Source organism: Mesorhizobium sp. ZC-5 (assembly GCF_025753855.1).
Lineage (GTDB): Bacteria > Pseudomonadota > Alphaproteobacteria > Rhizobiales > Rhizobiaceae > Neomesorhizobium.
In genome coordinates this window covers 872,664-891,266 of sequence record NZ_JAOWPT010000002.1, presented here as the reverse complement: position 1 = coordinate 891,266, position 18,603 = coordinate 872,664, and the positions used below count along the sequence as shown (strand labels likewise).

Genomic DNA, 18,603 nt, shown 5'->3' with positions numbered 1-18,603 from the left:
TTCAGAAGATCGTTCCATCCCCTCAATATAGGCCCACGGAAGGCGACGTGGATGGATTGCCCGAATTTACACGGCGATGCGTGGCCGCCCCGATGCAACGGCAACCACATGCGCCTCGACGAAGGTGCGCTGGCCCTCGACGGTGGCGGTGCGCAGGTCGCGCGTCACCTCGATCTCGGCCGCATCGGTGCCGGCGGCAAGCGCCCGGCCGGAGGCGATCGCGCGGACATCCTTCTCCGCGTAGGCAAGCGCCTCGTCCTCGTCGAGGAAATCGCGCACGGTCTCGCCGACCGACACCCGGAACAGCCCCTGCTTGGGCTGGGCGACCTGCGCCTCGGCGGTCACCCGCACCTGGCCGACGACCGCACCCAGCGCGTTGGCCACATCGGTGTCGTCCGGGACGACGCAGCGATTGCCGACCAGCGGCGGCAGGCCGGCATAATGCAGCGGCGCCGAGGCGCCGAGGCCGATCACCGGACGGTCGAGCGCCACCGACAGGCGGGCGATGCCGGCGTGGGCGTCGACAGCGCGCTGCACCAGCGCATGGGCGACGGTGGCGGCGCCGTCGAGGCCGTCCTCGGCAAAGGCGGTCTCGAGGATGACTTCCGCCGACCAGCGGGTGAGTGCCGCAAGCACGCGCTCCGAGAACGCCTCCGGGTTCGCCGCGATTGGCTGGCCGCGGCCGTCGCGCTTGCGGGCGAACAGCTCGGCGCCGAGGCGGGCGGTCTCGGTGTTCCAGTTCGCCTGCCTGCCGAGCGCATGGGCGGCGTCGGAGGGCGTGAAGCCGGCGATATGAACCAGCCCGCGCGAGACCAGCCGGTTGAGCGTGGCGTTCTGCGCGGTGGAGGAAAGCAGCGCGTCGAGCGGCAACGGCACCGGGCCGATGAGATCGTAGAGCTTTGCCTCGGGGCCGGTGAGGCCGGCGGCAAGGCGTTCCGGCACGCCGGTGCGCAAGGCGAAGCGGCCGTCCATGCGGCCGGTGTTGGGCGCGCGGAGCTGGCGCTCCAACTGCTCGACGACCGCGTCGCGGTGGGCGACGCCGGCAAGCGCCAGCGGCACCAGCCGGCGCGGGCCGAGCACGAGGCGCGGATTGAGGCCGCCGTCCTGCAGGGCGACCTCGGAGTCGCCGCCGAGGCCGAAGGTGCGCATGGCGACCGCCTCGACCATGGTGCGATAACCACCGACGGTGGCGCCTTCGGGGTCGAGGCGCGGGCGGCCGTTGTCGAGCACGGCGACGTCGGTGGTGGTGCCACCGATGTCGGAGACGACGGCATTGTCGAGGCCGGTCATGTGGCGGGCGCCGACGAGGCTGGCGGCGGGGCCGGAGAGGATCGTCTCGATCGGCCGCGCGCGGGCGAAGGCGGCGGAGACCAGCGCGCCGTCGCCGCGCACCACCATCAGGGGCGCTGCGATCTTTCGCTTCTCCAGGAAACCTTCGGTGGCGGCGACGAGGCGGTCTATCATCGAGATGAGGCGGGCGTTGAGCAGCGTGGTGAGTGCACGGCGCGGGCCGCCGAGTTTTGCCGACAGCTCGTGGCTGGCGGTGACCGGCAGGCCGGTCCGCTCGCGGATCAAGTCGCGGGCGGCGATCTCGTGCGCCGGATTGCGGACGGCGAAATAGGCGCAGACGGCGAAGCCGGAAACGGACTTCTCCAGCTCGGGCAGCGCCGCTTCCAACCCGTCCAGTATAAGCGGGTGGGCGTTGCCGTGGACGTCGTGGCCGCCGGGAAGAAAAATGACCGGGTCGGTGCCGAGCGCGGCGCGCAGGCCGTCGCGGGAAAGGTCGGCCTCGGAGAAGCCGATCATCACCAGCGCGACGCGGCCGCCCTGCCCCTCGACCAGCGCGTTGGTGGCGAGCGTCGTCGACATCGAGGCGAGCTTGATCGCCGCCGGGTCGACGCCGGCCTTGTCCAGCACCGCGTCGACGGCGCCGGCGATGCCGACCGCCAGATCGTGGCGGGTGGTCAGCGCCTTGGCCTTGGCCGCGACACCGCCCGCCTCCGACCACAGCACGGCGTCGGTGTAGGTGCCGCCGGTGTCGATGCCGAGGAAGAGCGGGGCGGGTTTTTTCTGTCCGGGGGAGTTTGTCATGCGGGGCTTCGTTGCTTCGACCCCGCCCCATAGAGCATCGCGGCGCGAGGGGGAAGCGCCGAGCGCCTAGCCCGCCTGCTCTTCCTGCTCCTGGACCAGCGGTTTTATTGAGGGGTCGAGCGGTTCGGCCTCGGCGCCCACGTCGCCCTGCGGCAACGGCCGCGGCGCGGTGGCGCAGGCGGCGAGCAGGAGAAGCAGAATCAGGGCGGAACGGCGGAGCATGGCGCGGCAGCAATAGCGCACGGATTTGGGCGGGAGAAAGGCGGTTTTCCGCCATCCCCGGCAAACGGCGCGAAACGGAGCGCGACCCGGCTAGCTTTTTCCTGGTGACGGGCGCGCCGTCAGGACGTGTCGTTTCGCAACTCCAGCGCCCAGAAGGCCAGGCCGTGCAGGTCGTTCAGGGTCTCGTGTACCGCGCTGGCATGCCGGGAGCCCGGTGCGCGCCAGCCCGGCGGACGGCCGGGACGCATGGGCCACAGGCGGTGGAGCTTTCTGCCTTGCACGCCGGCGCCGGGATCCTGGACCGATGCTGCGTCGCGACAGGCCCGCCAGCGCGCGAAGCGGCGGGCGGCGCGCGGCAAATCATCGAGTGCGGCGGCCAGTGCCGCGAGCCGGCGGTGAAGGCGGCCGGCGTCGAGCGGGTCGCCGGGCGACAGCGGACGCCGCGCCGCCACGGGAAAAGGCACACTGATGCCGGGCGCCAGGATGCGCGGCACGCTGTTGGCGGCCGGCGGCCGTGGACGAATATTCCAGCGCGGCAGCCGGTCGAACAGCGGCAGGGCAAGCGCGCGGGGCGCCGGGCGCGCGGCCGGCAGCCGCATGCCGCGCGGCAACAGGATGCCGGTGCCGCCGGGTTTTCTGAGGAAGGCGGAAGTGGGCTTGCGCTTGCCGGGCCGCCGCCGGCGCGGCGCGGAAAGCTCGACCACCAGAGAGCGCGCGGCCACGATGACCAACCGCCGCACAGCTGACTCGGCCGGCCGCAGCAGGCGGAGCACCGCGCGGTGGAGATGGCGCGGAAGGGTGGCGGGGGAGGTGAAGGCGGTTCCGCCGCCGGCCATGGCGACGAGCATGGCAAGCACGCTTTTCAGCGCCTCACGGTGTTTCTCGATCGCGAAATTCCAGTCCATTCCCGCCTCCTCGGGGTTAACCGGGAGATTATCGCGCGGGCTGAGAGGGAGGTGGATGGAATTTTTTGCGGGGGGAGGTGGCGTCGGCTCGGGCTCGGCGGCCTGAAGCGGGCGGTGCATTACTGGCTCGCCTGGCACAACAAGGACCATGCCGAACGGCTGTCCAAACGCACCGGCAGGTCGGCAGGCCACTCGCTGCGGCCGGCGTTTGTAGGGCTGGCGATGCTGCTGGTAGGCGTGGTCGGGGCGGTTAGATTCTTGAGCCGAGATAGCCGAATTGACTAATTTGGTAAGGATAGCAGAGTAGTCTCTCGACGTATTCCTTGTTTTTCTCCACTTTCTAAATCTTATTCTAGGATGACTGGGCGACTTCGCCAATTTCTATTGACTCCAGAATACCTCCAAACGTTCGACTACTCGACGCAATGGAAGCAAATCTCCCCTCGCATCGTATACTCGCCCTACGGTTTCTGAGAGCAACATCGGATCCTTATCCATACGCACCAGTTGCCATCCCCACTGTTGAGCAATTTGCTGCTTTATGGCATCCCAGTTATCTATTTCAGAGGCAAGCGTTGATTGGATGTTGCCATACCAACCAAAAAACAGATTTCCATGAAATTCTGCGTCAATAATATTAGGTATCTCATCTCCAACATCCGCTGCGTAAGTCCGCATCTCGTCGTTAGCCTGGTTCTCAGCCGGCTTATCCATGTCCAAATCGAATAACGAGAATATCTCTATTGAGAACCCTCGACATAGGGCGATAAGCATAGGCATCTTCGTCTTTCCGCCGGCAGCTACAAAGTGGCATCCAGATCTGTAAAACGCCGAAAGCATCCCTCGTTTTGCAAGGTAAGACTCTATTATTGCCGTATCTTCGACGCCTTCGACTAATACTACTTTTCCAGCAAAAAATAACTCTGCCACAGATCCTTGCAAAGACCGGTCCATACCCGAAAGAGCGGCTCCCGCACCAATCGGCGCAACTCCTTTTCGTTGCGCACAATAGTCGCGCTGTTGATCGATAGTCCAACAACTAACTTGGGTGATATTTTCCCTTTTTCTCAATGATCGGATACTTTCAAAGGTGCGACCACTTACAAAGTGCGGACTATGAGTGGTGACTATCACCTGGCAGTTACCTGCCGACAGATCAGCTAGCGCACTGGATAGGAACTTCCCTTGAGGAGGATGTTGGTAAAGCTCGGGCTCTTCTATCCCTAATAAAAGCTGAAAGTTGACATCAGCCTTTTGGACTCGTGAGGCCAGACTTAAAAGTGCCATAAGGTACGTTCGCTGAAGCCCATGCCCAAACACTTCAGGTGGGCCGAAAACCCTCCCGTCTTTGAAGACGGAATTGATTACTGGCTCTCGTACAGAAATTCCCTCAATTGGGCCCCATTCGATAGCGACATCAATGGGCGTTGTAGTAAGGTTCTTGAACTCGCGATCTATTTCACCTCCCACTTCAGTCATAATTTCACGGGAGCCTGCCAGGACCTTTTGCAATGCAACTGACGCGTGATCTCTTATTTCGTTCAATTGTTCAGCGAAATTGCACCGATTGCGAACCGCAAAAAGTATAAGCTTCGAGAATGCCGACTCACGCTGCTCAGACGCTTCGGTAGACGCATCTTTTACCGCTGGGACATAAATCCAATCAATATACTTACGAAGAATTGGAACGGGTCCCGTTGCGCCATAGGCGTTTTCCTCACTAGGAATTTCAATATGTTGATCAGGTCGAGCCGCTTCAAAGGCGCGAACTGCGGCCTCGGCATCTGCCATGTTTCGCCAAACAGGCAACTCATCGCCGTTTTCCGCACGGAGCTGATCGTAAATCGGCCTTCGATCACCCGCTCTAGTCGCTGCGAAAAATTGGGCTAACGCAGGGATGCCATGTCGAATTCCTTTGCACTGCACGGAAATGATTCCGCTATTCCTCTGTGCTTTCAGTTCAAACGTGACGCGACCATTACGCACATAGTGACCAAGTTCGTTCGCGGCTTCCCCTTCAACGCCCGAGAATTGAAATTTCAGAGAAAGCTCTTCTTCTTCTTCCGTTCCAATGTAGAAATCGGCAGAGGAAATTGTGTTTGATTTTGCGCTCCCACCGAAGAATATGCTGAGCGCCCTGAGAGCTGTAGATTTTCCGCAATTATTGGGACCTACAAGAGAGGTATAGCGCCCAAATTCAAGGACTTCAGACCGAAAACACCGAAAATTTGTGAACTCAACCTTATCAAGGCGCATTATCGTTCCGAATAATTATCTTTGATATGATCGTTAAAAAAACCGCCTTTCGATGATGAAGCAAGAAAATCCTCATAAACCTCTCTCGGAACGTCGTAGTAATTATAAATACGGCCGGACTTAAATGTAATTTCCATCGTTCGTGAAATATCATGATATTCGACGAATGAAATGGCTGAGGATCGAATCGGCGGCATGGTGAATATTATAGCCAGAAATAACACTTTAATATAAAAAAAATTCGCTCTGAATACAGCATCGCTTATTGAATCATCACCTCGAATTCGCCTATCCTCTACATTCGGCGTTTCGATGAAGGCGACTCAAAAAATATCGACCTCGCCGAATGGCAATGCGTGCCTTCGTAAAGGTTCTCCCGCTACTCGAGTGTGACTCGGCGCCCTCTCTTGGATTTTCTACGACTTAAGCGGCTTGAAGATCAGCCCTTCGACCGTTCGACAAGCTCACGACTCAGGACTGAACGCCGCCAAGATCGTGAAAATCCTTTCTCCCCCACAAAGGGGGAGATGGGGGTGGTGCGCTGCCGAGACGACCCCACCCGGCCGGCTTCGCCCGCCACCCTCCCCCTCGAGGGGGAGCGGGACGTCGCGCGCTGGCTCGAAGAACCCCCTCTCCGTCACGCTTCGCGTGACACCTCTCCCCCGCTTTGCGGGGGCGAGGAAATCCGCGTTCAGCCTTGCACCGCGATCACCGCGCGGCGAACCGGCGTTCGCCGGGCTGCTCCCGTTCGCGGCAGAAGAACAGCAGCATGCAACAGGCGGCGATCAGGACGATCGCGGCGTAAAGCGTGAAGGAGACCACGCCTTCGGCCTGTTCCAGCGTCGCCGGCAGGCCCTGGTTGACGCGGCGCGTCATCGCGGCAGTCACCATGGCTTCGCGGCTGAACAGCATGTTGACCGCGAAGGCGGCCATGGCGAAGACGAGCAGAGCTGCGTTGAAGAGTTTTGCCCCGCGCATGAACAGCAGGAGCATGATGCCGGCCAGCGCGACGGCCGCGCCGAAGAGCATGAGCGCCGCGATCTTGAGCGGCGTTTCCTCGACCATCAGCAGGAACGGCAGGCCGTTGCCGGGCTCGACCCAGCGCACCATCTCCTTGAGGCCCGACAGGAAGGCGAGCGTGCCGAGCACGAGGTTGGGCCACTGGCGCAGCGTGACGCCGGCCTCGCGCTCGTCGGCCGCCCAGGACAGGAGCCAGCCGCCGACCGACACGCCGAGCAGGCGGCCGAGGCCGAGCAGCAGCAGCGAAACGGCGATCGAGGCTGCCCACGGCAAAGGCTGCCCAAACAGCGCCTGCGACAGCCACGGCAGCACATGGTCGGCAAGGCCGACCAGCGCGTTGATCCAGATGAAATCGAGATAGAGCGAAAGAAGCGGCAGAACAGATTTGCGCATGAGACCCCCCGGTGCCCGGCGGCAGGATAGCGGGGACGGGGCGGAGTGCAAGGTGGGGATTTTGAGGGGGAGCGGCGGCCAATTGGGAGATGGAGGCGGGACAGCGCCCCCCTCTGGCCTGCCGGCCATCTCCCCCACGGGTGGGGAGATCAGTCGCTTCGCCGGCTTCGCTCGATCGCCAACCTTGCAGAAGGCGCGCCGCCCTTAGTGACAGCCAATCTCCCCACCTGTGGGGGAGATAGCCGGCAGGCCAGAGGGGGGCGCGAAGGAATACGGACGGGGCAATGCCAAGTGAGAGGCAGTTTCGAGCGCTGCAGAGCCCCTCTCTTGGATTTTCTACGACTTGGGCGGCGTAAAGATCAGCCTTCGGCTGAACGCCGCCAAGATCGTGAAAATCCTTTCTCCCCCACAAGGGGGGAGATAGAGGCGCTGCGCTTTTCCAGCCTGGGTTCCTCGCCCCCATGAAATGGGGGAGAGGTGGCGGGGCCCGGAGGGCCGCGACGGAGAGGGTGTTGGTGGAGGAATGCGGACAGGGCGGGGTATTGGTGGCCCCCTCTCCGTCACGCTTCGCGTGACACCTCCCCCCGCTTTGCGGGGCGAGGAACAGCGGCTCAGTTATCCCCCATCTTCAGCGCCTGGATGAAGGCTTCCTGGGGGATGTCGACCTTGCCGAACTGGCGCATGCGCTTTTTGCCCTCTTTCTGCTTGTCCAAGAGCTTGCGCTTGCGGGTGACGTCGCCGCCGTAGCACTTGGCGGTGACGTCCTTGCGGAGCGCCGAGATGGTCTCGCGGGCGATGACCTTGCCGCCGATCGCCGCCTGGATCGGGATCTTGAACAGATGGTGCGGGATCAGCTCCTTGAGCTTCTCGCACATGACGCGACCGCGCTTTTCGGCGGCCGTGCGGTGGACGAGCATGGAGAGCGCGTCGACCGGCTCCTCGTTGACCAGGATCGACATCTTGACCAGATCGCCCTCGCGGTAGTCGGTGAGCGCGTAGTCGAAGGAGGCGTAGCCCTTGGAGATCGACTTCAGCCGGTCGTAGAAATCGAATACGACCTCGTTGAGCGGCAGGTCGTAGACCAGCATGGCGCGTTTTCCCACATAGGAGAGGTCGGCCTGGATGCCGCGGCGGTCCTGGCAGAGCTTCAGGATCGAGCCGAGATAATCGTCGGGCGTCAGGATGGTGGCGCGGATCCACGGCTCCTCGATCGAGGCGATCTTCATCACGTCGGGCATGTCGGCCGGGTTATGCAGCTCCTTGCTGGTGCCGTCGGAGAGGTTGAGCCGGTAGACGACGGAGGGCGCGGTGGCGATGAGGTCGAGGTTGAACTCGCGCTCCAGCCGCTCCTGGATGATTTCGAGGTGCAAGAGGCCGAGGAAGCCGCAGCGGAAGCCGAAACCCAAGGCAGCACTGGTTTCCATCTCGAAGGAGAAGGAGGCGTCGTTGAGGCGCAGCTTGCCCATGGCGGCGCGCAGTTCCTCGAACTCGGCGGCGTCGACCGGGAACAGGCCGCAGAACACTACCGGCTGCGCCGGCTTGAAGCCGGGGAGTGCTGCGGCGGTCGGGCGGCGGTCCTCGGTGATGGTGTCGCCGACGCGGGTGTCGGCCACTTCCTTGATCGAGCCGGTGAAGAAGCCGAGCTCGCCCGGGCCGAGCTCGTCGACGGCGAGCTTGTTGGGGGTGAAGACGCCCGTGCGCTCGACCGAATAGCGGGCGCCGGTGCCCATCATGCGGATGGTCTGGCCCTTCCTGAGGCGGCCGTCGATGACGCGCACCAGCACGATGACGCCGAGATAGGCGTCGTACCAGCTGTCGACCAGCATCGCCTTCAGCGGCGCGTCGATGTCGCCCTGGCGCGGCGGCGGCAGCTGGTTGACGATCGCCTCCAGCACGTCGGGAATACCGAGGCCGGTCTTGGCGGAGATGTGGACGGCCTGGCTGGCGTCCAGCCCGATGACCTCCTCGATCTGCTCCTTGATGCGCTCGGGCTCGGCGGCGGGCAGGTCGATCTTGTTGAGCACCACGACGATCTCGTGGTTGGCGTCGATGGCCTGGTAGACGTTGGCCAGCGTCTGCGCCTCGACGCCCTGCGAGGCGTCGACGACCAGCAGCGAGCCCTCGCAGGCGCGGAGCGAGCGCGACACCTCGTAGGCGAAGTCGACATGGCCTGGCGTGTCGATGAGGTTGAGGACGTAGTCCTCGCCGTTGTTGGCGCGGTAGTTGAGGCGCACGGTCTGCGCCTTGATGGTGATGCCGCGCTCGCGCTCGATGTCCATCGAGTCCAGAACCTGCTCCTTCATGTCGCGCTCGGCCAGCCCGCCGGTCATCTGGATGAGGCGGTCGGCGAGCGTCGATTTGCCATGGTCGATATGGGCGACGATGGAGAAATTGCGGATGTGGGAAAGCGGCGTTGTCATGGTGCGCGGCCTTTAGCAGGGCGGCCGTGCGGCGGCAAGGCTTGGCGCGGGGCTGCGGTGCCGCACGCCGACGGAGGACGGCGAATGCCGGTCCGAACAGGGCAAAACTGGCTTTCGGGCCGAAAATGCCTATCTAAAGAGGAATGGCATTTTCATTCTTCGTTTGAAACACAAGGAATAGATCAATTGGCTGACGACAGACAGAACATCATCGACAAGGCCGAGACGCGCTTCCTGGAGACGCAGAAGAAGAACGCCGACAAGGCGCGGGCCATGACCGAATACCAGACCCAAGCGAAGCTGCGGGCGCAGAAGACCGCAAAACTGCGCGAGCTGCGGCTCGCCAGGGACGAAGCCGACCGCGCCGCCGAGGCGGCGAAGCCGGCTCCCGTCAAGAAGAAGCGCGCGGCAGCCAAGGCCGTCAGCGCCTGACGCCAGAGCCTTTCCGGCCTAGCCCAGCCGCCTCTCCCGGCTGACCGCATCAATCAGCAACTTCGCGGCGACCATTGCCCCGTCGGCGCGCATCGTGCCGGCCACGCCGGCCGCCCGCGCGCGGGTTTCGGGCGCCAGCGCCGTATTCAACGCGACTGACAGGGACTCGAAGGTCGGCGCCGGACCGTCGTGGGCGACGCCGATGCCGAGGCCGGCCACGCGCGCCGCCCAGAAGGGCTGGTCCACGATCTGCGGCACGACCACCTGCGGCGCGCCGGCCCGCGCGGCGGTTGTCGTAGTGCCCGCGCCGCCATGGTGGACGACCGCGGCAACCCGGCGAAACAGCGCCTGCTGGTTGACCTCGCCGACGAGCAGGCAGTCGTCCCGGTCGTCTATCGGGGACGCGTCGACCCAGCCGCGAGCCAGAACCACGCGGCGCCCCCGTGCCCGGATCGCCTCGATCGCCGTCCGGGCGGCGTCCTTCGTGCTCTGCAAGGCGATGCTGCCGAAACCGACATAGACCGGCGGGGCGCCGGCTTCGAGAAACGCTTCGAGTTCGGCGGGGAGCGGGCGTTCGTCAGGCAAGATCCACGCGCCGGTCTGTACGGCGTCGCAAAGCTCCGTCCTTTCCCACGGCCACAGGACCGGGTCCGACGCCAGCAAGGGACGATCGGTGAAGACATGGTCGCGGACATTCTCCACGGCGGGCAATCCGATCGATGCGCGGTGGGCGTTAACTGCCCCACCGAACAGCGCGTTCATGTGTTGGGCGTTCAGATCCCACAAAGCACGGGGGTCGGTCACCTCCGGCGGCAGCGGATGGCCGGGATACGGGTACGGCCGGTGATGATGCGACGGCAGGAACAGCGGACAGAAGGTTGCATGCGAATAGGGGACGCCCAGTTTCTCGGCCACGCACTGCGCGGCGGCGGCGGACGGCATCAGGCCGGTCCCTACGATCGCATCGCACCCCCCGGCGGCCGCGCCGATTGCTTCGTATTGCGCGGCGATCATTTCGGCCGTGAGCATGGAAAAGTCCGCCGGTGCCGACGGCTTCGCCTTCTCGCTTATCCACTGGCGAATGGGCATGAAGGAAGGCGCCAGTTCCGCGCCGGCGCGCTCCAGCAGCTCGACGAATTCCTGATCCGCCGGCGCGCTTACCACCGCCTCGGCGCCGAGCGATTGCAACGCCGCCGCGAGCCCAGCCATCGGCTCGACGTCTCCGCGGGATCCGTAGGTCGACAACACTATGCGCATCTGGTGATTTCCTTTCCGTGCCTCGAGCTTAGGCCGGCGGTTCTACGGCAGCGGCAGGGTCTTGCCGCAAGTCCCTTGTGCGCCATATGTATAACCAGAGAGGGAGCGGTTACCCCCCTTCCCCTTCATTGTCCGCATTGAACGAACAGCCTCCCGAAGCCGGGCGGAACCCACCAAACGCATGCACGACACCGGGCGGCGGCGGAACGCGGCGTCCGTTTTTCATTTTCCCACGACGGATTTTCACTGACCCCGGCGATGCGACCAGCCAGCGCCACGATAAGGGGCGCACGGGCAGTTCCGGCAAGATTGAAGCAGTGCAGTTGCTGGACGATATGGATCATCCACACCGATTGTTTCTCCTCTAAGTTGTATTCAGCTCATTTTTACACAATCTATAGTTGACAACAAATACAACTCGGGGACATTATCGCGGCTCCACTTCATGCGCTGATGCAGCGTCCAAGCTTGGAAGGCGATTGCGTGAACCAGGCCCGAATGCTTGCCACTTTGGACACGGCGCTGCCGGGCGGCGGCGACCGACGCGTGTGCATCGCAGTGCTCGACGGGCCGGTCGACCAGGCGCATCCCTGCTTCGCGGGCGCCGACCTGACCGTGCTGCCGACGCTGGCGGCGCAGAGCATCGGCGAAGGACGCGCGCTGGCGCACGGAACGCATGTCGCCAGCATCATCTTCGGCCAGCCCGGCGGGCCGGTGCGCGGCATCGCGCCGAATTGCCGGGGGCTGATCGTGCCTATATTCTCGGACGCGGGCCAAGGCCTCGCCTGCTCGCAGCTCGACCTGGCACGGGCGATCTCGATAGCACTCGATCACGGCGCCGATGTCATCAATATCAGCGGCGGACAGTTCGTCACCGAATGCGCCGCCGAAGCCGACCTCGCCAAGGCGCTTGCCGCCTGCGAGGAACGGCGCGTCCTCGTCATCGCCGCTGCAGGCAATGATGGCTGCGACTGCAATCATGTGCCCGCCTGTGTCTCGACAGTACTTGCTGTCGGCGCCATCGGCCTTGACGGACAACCTCTGGCGGCGGGCAACTGGGGGCTCGCTTACGCGATGCACGGCGTGATCGCGCCGGGCGAGGCGATCATTGGCGCCATACCAGGTGGTGGGGTTGCGGCGCGGACAGGCACCAGCTTCGCAACGGCCATCACCAGCGGCGTGGCCGCGCGGACGCTTGAGGCAAGCAGAACCAATGGCGGGGCGAACGACCCGCTGACCGTACGCGCCAAGCTTGCAGGGACCGTGATCGGGGGTGACCGGCGAGGTGCACAGCCCCGGGCACCGGTCGCGTTGCGCCCACCCATTTATCCCAACCAGACAGGCAATAGAGGGAGAGCAATCATGACCTTGTCAGGCAACGAACATCCATCAGGAGGCTTTTCAATCGACGATACGCAGGGGGTTCCATTGCCGCCCGAGGGCGAACGAGGCCGCGCCATCGGGCTGTCGGAAGTCTTGCCGTCCACATCCGAAAGCGACGTAACGGCTTCCTGCGCGGATGGGAAATGCGGATGCGGCGGAGCCCCGAAGGACTGTGGCTGTGGATGCGGTGGCGCCAAAAAAGCGGCCGCAAGTCCACCTCAACTGGTCTACGCGCTGGGGCAGATCGGCTACGATTTCGGCTCGGTTACCCGACGCGATTCGATCGCCCAGTTCAACCAAGGGGTCTGGCCGGAAACCGACGAAGCGCTGATCGAATATCTGCGGAACGAGGGCGCAGAAGATGTCGAGCGGCTCATCTGGGTGTTGAAGCTGGACGGCACGCCGATCTACGCGCTGAAGCCGGTTGGCGCGTTTGCTCCTCACGTCTACACGCGCATCCTCAACGCGTTTGCGGGACAAATCGGCATCGAGCCGGTTGAAGAGCCGACACCAAAAAAAAGGATGGGAAGAAGAAAAAGACCGAAAGGGTGCTGCTCACCGCGGTGCCGGGCTACATCGCCGGGAGTGTCCAGCTGATCTCGGGAGAGACCGTTCCGATCCTGGTTCCGGTTGCGCGCGGCATCATGCCTTGGAACATCAAAAAGGCGATCGACGATTTCTTCATCGAGGCCAAGAAACGCGCTGAAGGCGACGAGGCAATCAGAGCGCGCCTGACAGATATCCTGAACGACGAAAAACGGCTGCGTGACTTCCTGGAGGATTTCCGGAACCTGGCGACGCGCAAATACCGGAACCTCGGCATCACCGGGCGCGACCGGGCGCTCAACTACGCCACCACCTCGACCTTCCGCGTGTTCGAGGCGCTCAACCACATCGCGCTGACCCACTTCCTTCTCGACGACATCGAAATCACGAGGAGCGCGGCATGCCGGTCCGGCTCGGAATGCTACGACGTGCGTCTCCGGCTGTTCATCGCCTCCGGCATCAATGCCGCACTGCGGATCCTGCAGTTCACCGTCGATGTGAGCGACACGATACCGGTCAACATCGGCGAGGTTTCCGCCTGGAACGAGCGTCCGACCTGACATCCAGCAAACCCAGAACGTCGGCGAGAGCGTTCTGTGGAGAGATCGGGGCTCTCGCAACAGGAAAAGGAGAAAACATGTCACTTCTACCGACTGTCAGAACCAACAGCACACGGAACCTGGGACCTGTGAGCCGAGCAAGCTCGCATTCGTCGGGCAGCAACAGGGTAACCGCTTCGGGCGGCCTCGAATGCTCCCTTTGCCATCTTGCCTGCGAGGCAATCGGCGATCCGGTCGGCAAGCAGGCGTGCCACATCGCCTGCGATCAACTCGCCTGCTGAGCTGGACTCGGGCGGGCGGCCTCGGCCTCCCGCCCGATCGTCTTTTAGCGGGCGTTAATCGTAGCGCAGGTCCGCCGCCTTGCCGCCGAAGACGCGGTAGACGTAGATGGTGGCGCCGATCATCACCGGCAGCACGAAGGCGGTGCCGACAAGGATGAGGCCGAGGCTGCCGGTGGCCGACGCCGCCTGCCAGATGGTCAGCCTTTCCGGCACCACGAACGGATAGAACGACCAGGCGAGGCCTAGAAAGCCCAGCGTGAAGATGGCGGCGAGCGCCAGGAACGGCTTCAGGCTGTGGGTGTCGCCGGTTTCCGCGAGGCGGAAGGTGAGCCGCCACAGCCACAGGAACAGCAGCGCCGAGAGTATCGGTAGCGGCGCCAGGTAAAGCATCTCCGGAAACACGAACCAGCGGGCGAAGATGCGCGGCGAGGCGAGCGGCGTGGCAAGCGAGACGGCGCCCATGCCGAGCACGGTGAACACCAGCGCCGAGCGCAGCCACAGGATGGCTTTTTGCTGCAACTCGCCCTCGGTCTTGTAGATCAGCCAGGCGGCGCCCATCGCGGCATAGGCGGCGGCGAGACATACCGCCACCAAAAGGCCGAAGGCAAATGCCGCAAGGCCGGTCTGCAGGCCGAGCACATAGACGCCGAGCATGTAGCCCTGCGCCAATGCCGCGAGCAGCGAGCCGGCGAGGAAGGCAAAATCCCAGCGCGCCTTGCGGTGCGTCGGCACCTTGGCGCGGAAATCGAAGGCGACGCCGCGCAGGATGAGGCCGACCAGCAGCAGGAACACCGGAATGTAGAGCGCGGTGAGAATGACGCCATGCGCCATCGGGAAGGCGACCAGCAGCAGGCCGACAGCCAGCACCAGCCAGGTCTCGTTGGCGTCCCAGAACGGACCGATCGCGGCGATCATAGTGTCCTTCTCGTGATCGCCGGCGGCGGCGAACAGGATGCCGATGCCGAGATCGAAACCATCGAGCACCACATAGACCAGGATGGCGATGCCCATCAGGCCGGCGAAGATCAACGGAAGGAGTGTCGGCCAGTCGAGGGTCATGTTTTTCTCCCCGCAATAGTCGGGAAGGCTCGTGCTCTATGTTGCCCCCCTCTGTCCTGCCGGACATCTCCCCCACAAGGGGGGAGATTGGCTATCATCTCGGCTTTCGCTGATCGCAAACGTTGCAAAATGAAGCGCCGCGAAAGCGGCAAGCCTGATCTCCCCCCTTGTGGGGGAGATGTCCGGCAGGACAGAGGGGGGCGCGAAGGAACGCCAGCACTTTTAATCAAGACACCTACCGCCAGCATCACCTCACTCCTCAGTTCTGCGCCGGCTGTGACAGCGGCGTGTCGAGCACGGCCGGCAGCGGCGAGGTGTCGCCATCCTTGGCCGCCTTCATCGCGAGATAGTAGAGCACGCTGAGATAGGCCAGGAGCAACACCGCATAGAGCACCAGGTAAACGGCAAGGGTGAAGGCCACCTGACCGCCGGCGACCGGGCCGACGGCATCGGCGGTCTTGAGGACGCCGGTGACAAGCCAGGGCTGGCGGCCGATCTCGGTGGTGTACCAGCCGGCAAGCACGGCGACCCAGCCCGACAGCGCCATCGGCACCATGAGCAAGGCAAGCGGTTTCGGCAGCGTCTGCCGCCGCCACAGGAAGAAGCCGGCAGTCCACGACACGACAAGCATCATCACCCCGACGCCGACCATGATGCGGAAGCCCCAGAAGACCGGGAACACCGGCGGGTGGTTGCCCGGATAGTCGTTGAGGCCGGGCACGATGCCGTCGGTGCTGTGGCGCAGGATGAGGCTGGCGCCGTTGGGGATGGCGAGTTCGAACCGGTTCTCGCGGGCCTTCTCGTCCGGGATGGCAAACAGCACCAATGGCACGTTGGCGCGCGTCTCCCAGTTGGCTTCCATCGCCGCTACCTTCTGCGGCTGGTGCTCGAGCGTGTTCAGGCCATGCTGGTCGCCGACGAAGATCTGCACCGGGATGAGGATGGCGCCGGCGAAGACGCCGGTGCGCAACGCCCGCCACATGGAATCGGAACGGTCGCCGGCCAGGAAGCGCAGCGCCGAAAACCCGGCGATGAGGAACGAGACCGTAAGCCCGGATGCCAGCAGCATGTGGATGAGGCGGTACGGGAAGGACGGGTTGAAGACGATCGCCCACCAGTCGACGGCATGGGCGACGCCGTCGCGCATCTCGAAGCCGGTCGGCGTCTGCATCCAGGAATTGAGCGCCAGGATCCAGAAGGCCGAAAGCGTGGTGCCGAAGGCGACGAGGAAGGTGGCCAGCGTGTGCACGCCGTTGGAGACCCGGCTGAAGCCGAACAGCATGATGCCGAGGAACACCGCCTCGAGGAAGAACGCGGTCAGCACCTCATAGGCGAGCAGCGGGCCGGCGATGTTGCCGACGGTTTCCATGTAGCCCGGCCAGTTGGTGCCGAACTGGAAGCTCATGGTGATGCCGGAGACGACACCCATGGCAAACGACAGCGCGAAAATCTTCACCCAGGTGAAATAGGCGCGCATCCACGCGGTGTCGCCGGTGCGGTTGTAGCGCCATTTGAAGAAGAGCAGCACCCAGCCGAGCGCAATGGTGATCGACGGAAACAGGATGTGGAACGAAATGTTCGCTGCAAACTGAATGCGTGACAGGATAAGCGGATCCATGGTCGGCTGCTCCGGCTTCTCTGATTGGCAAGATAGGCCGCAAGGGCGGGCTGGTCAAAGCGGCGCAGCGCCGCGCGGGGCGCAGTGTCGCAGGCCAGCCGGAATTTGCGTCGCAACCCTGTTTCGGTGAACATACAGTCGCCGTTTGAGGCCTTCGCCGGCCGCCGGTGCATACCGATATGTGGCGCAACATCCCATACGGACAGGAGCCGACCATGACCTTGCAGCTTACCGGCATTCACCATCTGACCGCGATCACCGCCGAAGCACCGGCCAATGTGGCGTTCTACACGAAGACGCTGGGGCTGCGGCTGGTCAAGAAGACCGTCAACCAGGACGACACCAGCGCCTACCACCTGTTCTACGCCGACGGCGAAGCAACGCCGGGCAGCGACCTGACCTTCTTCGACTGGCCCACAGCGCGCGAGAACCGGGGCACGCACAGCATCGCCCGCACCGGCCTCAGGGTTTCGGGCGAGAAAACGCTCGGCTGGTGGCAGGACCATCTGAAGGCGGCCAAGGTGACCACCGGCGAGATCGCCGACATCGCCGGCTACCGCTCGCTCGACTTCGAGGACGCCGAGGGCCAGCGCTTCCGGCTGATCGACGACGGCGGCAGCGGCGCTTCGCACCCATGGGCGAAAAGCCCGGTGCCGGCCGAACACCAGATCCGCGGCCTCGGGCCGATCACGCTGAGCGTGCCGGACCTCGCGCCCACCGAGAGCGTGCTGACGCAGGTGATGAACATGCGCAAGGCGCGCGACCACGCCTCGCCGGACGGCAACGGCCATGTGCATGTGTTCGAGATGGGCGACGGCGGCCCGGCGGCCGAACTGCATGTCACGGTCCAGCCCGGGCTGCCGCCGGCACGGCAGGGCGCCGGCGCGGTGCACCATGTGGCGTTCCGCACCCCCGACCTGGAACAGATGCACGAATGGACCGAGCGGCTGACAAAACTGCGGGTGCCGTCGAGCGGCGAGGTGGAGCGCTATTATTTCCGCTCGCTCTATTTCCGCGAGCCGAACGGCATCCTGTTCGAGATCGCCACCGACGGTCCCGGCTTCACCGCCGACGAGCCGCTGGAAAGCCTCGGCGAAAGGCTGGCGCTGCCGCCGTTCCTCGAGCCGAGGCGGGCGCAGATCGAGGCCGGCCTGAAGCCGCTCGCCTGAGCCGCTCGTGAAAATAACGCGAGGCCGCCCCGAATATCCGGCGGTCTCGCATCCATGCGTGTCATTTGGCTGTCATATATATCCATTAGTCTGGATTTATGGATACCAACGACGCGATAGCCGCATTTTCCGCGCTCGCCCAGCCGACGCGGCTCGAGACATTCAAGCTTCTGGTGGGCGAGCAGCCCGAAGGCGTCGCGGCGGGTGAACTGGCGCGACTGATCGGCGTGCCGCAGAACACGATGTCTGCCCACCTCGCCGTGCTGACGCGGGCGGGGCTGATCGAGGGCGAGCGTGACGGCCGGTCGATTGCCTACAAAGCCGATTTCGCGGGACTGCAGCGGCTGATGCTGTTCCTGCTCAAGAATTGCTGCAACGGCAGGCCGGAAATCTGCGCGCCGCTGATCGCCGAACTTTCACCGTGCTGCAAACCCCTCCAGGAGATTCCGTCATGAGCGCCCCTGTCTTCAACGTGCTGTTTCTATGCACCGGCAATTCCGCACGTTCGATCATGGCGGAGGGCATCCTGAAGCAGGACGGCGCCGGACGGTTCAACGCCTTTTCGGCAGGCAGCCAGGCCAGCGGCGAGATCAGCCCGATCGCGCTGAAGGTGCTCGAAAGCTACGGCTACGCGGCGGACGGGTTCCGCTCGAAAAACTGGGATGAATTCGCCAAGCCCGGGGCGCCGCAGATGGATTTCATCTTCACCGTCTGCGACACCGCTGCCGGCGAGGCCTGCCCGGTATGGCCCGGGCATCCGGCGACGGCGCATTGGGGAATAGAGGATCCCAAAGCGGTGGAAGGCACCGAGATCGAGAAGGAAACCGCATTCGTCGAGGCGTTCCGCTTCCTGAAGAACCGGATTTCGGCCTTCATGGCGTTGCCGCTCGACAGCATCGACCGCATGGCGATGACGCACCATCTTTCCGAGATCGGCAAGCAGGAAGGCGCCTCGCCGCACGCCAGGGGTTGACGGCATTGGTACAAGGGG

Annotated in this window: 16 protein-coding genes; 6 read left to right on the top strand and 10 right to left on the bottom strand. The window is 63.9% G+C overall.

The features are described from left to right. Positions 1–66: 66 nt before the first annotated feature. The 7 genes from OHD58_RS07680 to lepA all read right to left on the bottom strand — a co-directional run bounded on the left by OHD58_RS07680 (position 67) and on the right by lepA (position 9,307). Positions 67–2,091: a hydantoinase/oxoprolinase family protein gene (locus OHD58_RS07680; RefSeq protein ID WP_263802508.1), complete on the bottom strand. Its 2,025-nt coding sequence runs from the start codon at positions 2,089–2,091 to the stop codon at positions 67–69. A 66-nt stretch (positions 2,092–2,157) separates the two neighbouring features. Further along, a complete protein-coding gene (locus tag OHD58_RS07675; RefSeq protein ID WP_263802507.1) occupies positions 2,158–2,313 on the bottom strand; it encodes a hypothetical protein in 156 nt (51 codons plus the stop codon). 119 nt (positions 2,314–2,432) lie between these two features. Next, positions 2,433–3,218 (bottom strand): hypothetical protein, encoded by a 786-nt coding sequence (locus OHD58_RS07670; protein ID WP_263802506.1) that lies wholly within the window; start codon positions 3,216–3,218, stop codon positions 2,433–2,435. Positions 3,219–3,599: 381 nt separating this feature from the next. After that, a complete protein-coding gene (locus OHD58_RS07665; RefSeq protein ID WP_263802505.1) occupies positions 3,600–5,474 on the bottom strand; it encodes an ATP-dependent nuclease in 1,875 nt (624 codons plus the stop codon). Continuing rightward, positions 5,474–5,671 (bottom strand): KTSC domain-containing protein, encoded by a 198-nt coding sequence (locus tag OHD58_RS07660; RefSeq protein WP_263802503.1) that lies wholly within the window; start codon positions 5,669–5,671, stop codon positions 5,474–5,476. Before OHD58_RS07660 ends, OHD58_RS07665 begins: the two co-directional genes overlap by 1 nt. A 511-nt stretch (positions 5,672–6,182) precedes the next feature. Then, entirely contained in the window at positions 6,183–6,887 is a 705-nt protein-coding gene (locus tag OHD58_RS07655) for a hypothetical protein (RefSeq protein WP_263802501.1), read from the bottom strand. A 611-nt stretch (positions 6,888–7,498) separates the two neighbouring features. After that, positions 7,499–9,307, bottom strand: coding sequence for a translation elongation factor 4 (gene lepA, locus OHD58_RS07650; RefSeq protein WP_263802499.1), 1,809 nt, complete (start codon positions 9,305–9,307; stop codon positions 7,499–7,501). A 186-nt stretch (positions 9,308–9,493) separates the two neighbouring features. Here lepA and OHD58_RS07645 point away from each other — a divergent pair, with 186 nt between their 5' ends. Then, the gene (locus OHD58_RS07645) at positions 9,494–9,739 is read left to right on the top strand and encodes a hypothetical protein (RefSeq protein ID WP_263802498.1); all 246 of its coding nucleotides are present in this window, start codon (positions 9,494–9,496) and stop codon (positions 9,737–9,739) included. Positions 9,740–9,757: 18 nt separating this feature from the next. On the opposite strand, the gene OHD58_RS07640 is transcribed toward OHD58_RS07645, so the two are convergent. Continuing rightward, positions 9,758–10,948 (bottom strand): glycosyltransferase, encoded by a 1,191-nt coding sequence (locus OHD58_RS07640; RefSeq protein WP_412177175.1) that lies wholly within the window; start codon positions 10,946–10,948, stop codon positions 9,758–9,760. 531 nt (positions 10,949–11,479) lie between these two features. On the opposite strand from OHD58_RS07640, the gene OHD58_RS07635 reads away from it, so the two are divergent. Continuing rightward, entirely contained in the window at positions 11,480–12,976 is a 1,497-nt protein-coding gene (locus OHD58_RS07635) for a S8 family serine peptidase (protein ID WP_263802496.1), read from the top strand. Further along, complete coding sequence (locus OHD58_RS07630) at positions 12,928–13,485, top strand: hypothetical protein (protein ID WP_263802495.1); 558 nt, start codon at positions 12,928–12,930, stop codon at positions 13,483–13,485. Before OHD58_RS07635 ends, OHD58_RS07630 begins: the two co-directional genes overlap by 49 nt. Positions 13,486–13,820: 335 nt before the next feature. On the opposite strand, the gene OHD58_RS07625 is transcribed toward OHD58_RS07630, so the two are convergent. After that, the gene (locus OHD58_RS07625; RefSeq protein ID WP_263802494.1) at positions 13,821–14,825 is read right to left on the bottom strand and encodes a cytochrome d ubiquinol oxidase subunit II; all 1,005 of its coding nucleotides are present in this window, start codon (positions 14,823–14,825) and stop codon (positions 13,821–13,823) included. Between the two features lie 259 nt (positions 14,826–15,084). Further along, positions 15,085–16,443, bottom strand: a complete 1,359-nt coding sequence (locus tag OHD58_RS07620; RefSeq protein WP_263802493.1) for a cytochrome ubiquinol oxidase subunit I — start codon at positions 16,441–16,443, stop codon at positions 15,085–15,087. Positions 16,444–16,658: 215 nt separating this feature from the next. Here OHD58_RS07620 and OHD58_RS07615 point away from each other — a divergent pair, with 215 nt between their 5' ends. The 3 genes from OHD58_RS07615 (at position 16,659) to OHD58_RS07605 (ending at position 18,585) form a co-directional block, all read left to right on the top strand. Next, complete coding sequence (locus OHD58_RS07615; protein ID WP_263802491.1) at positions 16,659–17,612, top strand: ring-cleaving dioxygenase; 954 nt, start codon at positions 16,659–16,661, stop codon at positions 17,610–17,612. A gap of 98 nt (positions 17,613–17,710) precedes the next feature. Further along, complete coding sequence (locus tag OHD58_RS07610) at positions 17,711–18,067, top strand: ArsR/SmtB family transcription factor (RefSeq protein ID WP_263802490.1); 357 nt, start codon at positions 17,711–17,713, stop codon at positions 18,065–18,067. After that, positions 18,064–18,585, top strand: a complete 522-nt coding sequence (locus OHD58_RS07605) for an arsenate reductase ArsC (RefSeq protein ID WP_263802489.1) — start codon at positions 18,064–18,066, stop codon at positions 18,583–18,585. The genes OHD58_RS07610 and OHD58_RS07605 overlap by 4 nt, the downstream gene beginning before the upstream one ends. Positions 18,586–18,603 lie beyond the last annotated feature (18 nt).

What these genes read in the sequence shown, in the direction of transcription:
- OHD58_RS07680 (WP_263802508.1), bottom strand. Translation starts at nt 2,091, where the DNA reads ATGACAAACTCCCCCGGACAGAAAAAACCCGCCCCGCTCTTCCTCGGC.
- OHD58_RS07675 (WP_263802507.1), bottom strand. Translation starts at nt 2,313, where the DNA reads ATGCTCCGCCGTTCCGCCCTGATTCTGCTTCTCCTGCTCGCCGCCTGC.
- OHD58_RS07670 (WP_263802506.1), bottom strand. Translation starts at nt 3,218, where the DNA reads ATGGACTGGAATTTCGCGATCGAGAAACACCGTGAGGCGCTGAAAAGC.
- OHD58_RS07665 (WP_263802505.1), bottom strand. Translation starts at nt 5,474, where the DNA reads ATGCGCCTTGATAAGGTTGAGTTCACAAATTTTCGGTGTTTTCGGTCT.
- OHD58_RS07660 (WP_263802503.1), bottom strand. Translation starts at nt 5,671, where the DNA reads ATGCCGCCGATTCGATCCTCAGCCATTTCATTCGTCGAATATCATGAT.
- OHD58_RS07655 (WP_263802501.1), bottom strand. Translation starts at nt 6,887, where the DNA reads ATGCGCAAATCTGTTCTGCCGCTTCTTTCGCTCTATCTCGATTTCATC.
- lepA (WP_263802499.1), bottom strand. Translation starts at nt 9,307, where the DNA reads ATGACAACGCCGCTTTCCCACATCCGCAATTTCTCCATCGTCGCCCAT.
- OHD58_RS07640 (WP_412177175.1), bottom strand. Translation starts at nt 10,948, where the DNA reads ATGGCTGGGCTCGCGGCGGCGTTGCAATCGCTCGGCGCCGAGGCGGTG.
- OHD58_RS07625 (WP_263802494.1), bottom strand. Translation starts at nt 14,825, where the DNA reads ATGACCCTCGACTGGCCGACACTCCTTCCGTTGATCTTCGCCGGCCTG.
- OHD58_RS07620 (WP_263802493.1), bottom strand. Translation starts at nt 16,443, where the DNA reads ATGGATCCGCTTATCCTGTCACGCATTCAGTTTGCAGCGAACATTTCG.
- OHD58_RS07615 (WP_263802491.1), top strand. Translation starts at nt 16,659, where the DNA reads ATGACCTTGCAGCTTACCGGCATTCACCATCTGACCGCGATCACCGCC.
- OHD58_RS07610 (WP_263802490.1), top strand. Translation starts at nt 17,711, where the DNA reads ATGGATACCAACGACGCGATAGCCGCATTTTCCGCGCTCGCCCAGCCG.
- OHD58_RS07605 (WP_263802489.1), top strand. Translation starts at nt 18,064, where the DNA reads ATGAGCGCCCCTGTCTTCAACGTGCTGTTTCTATGCACCGGCAATTCC.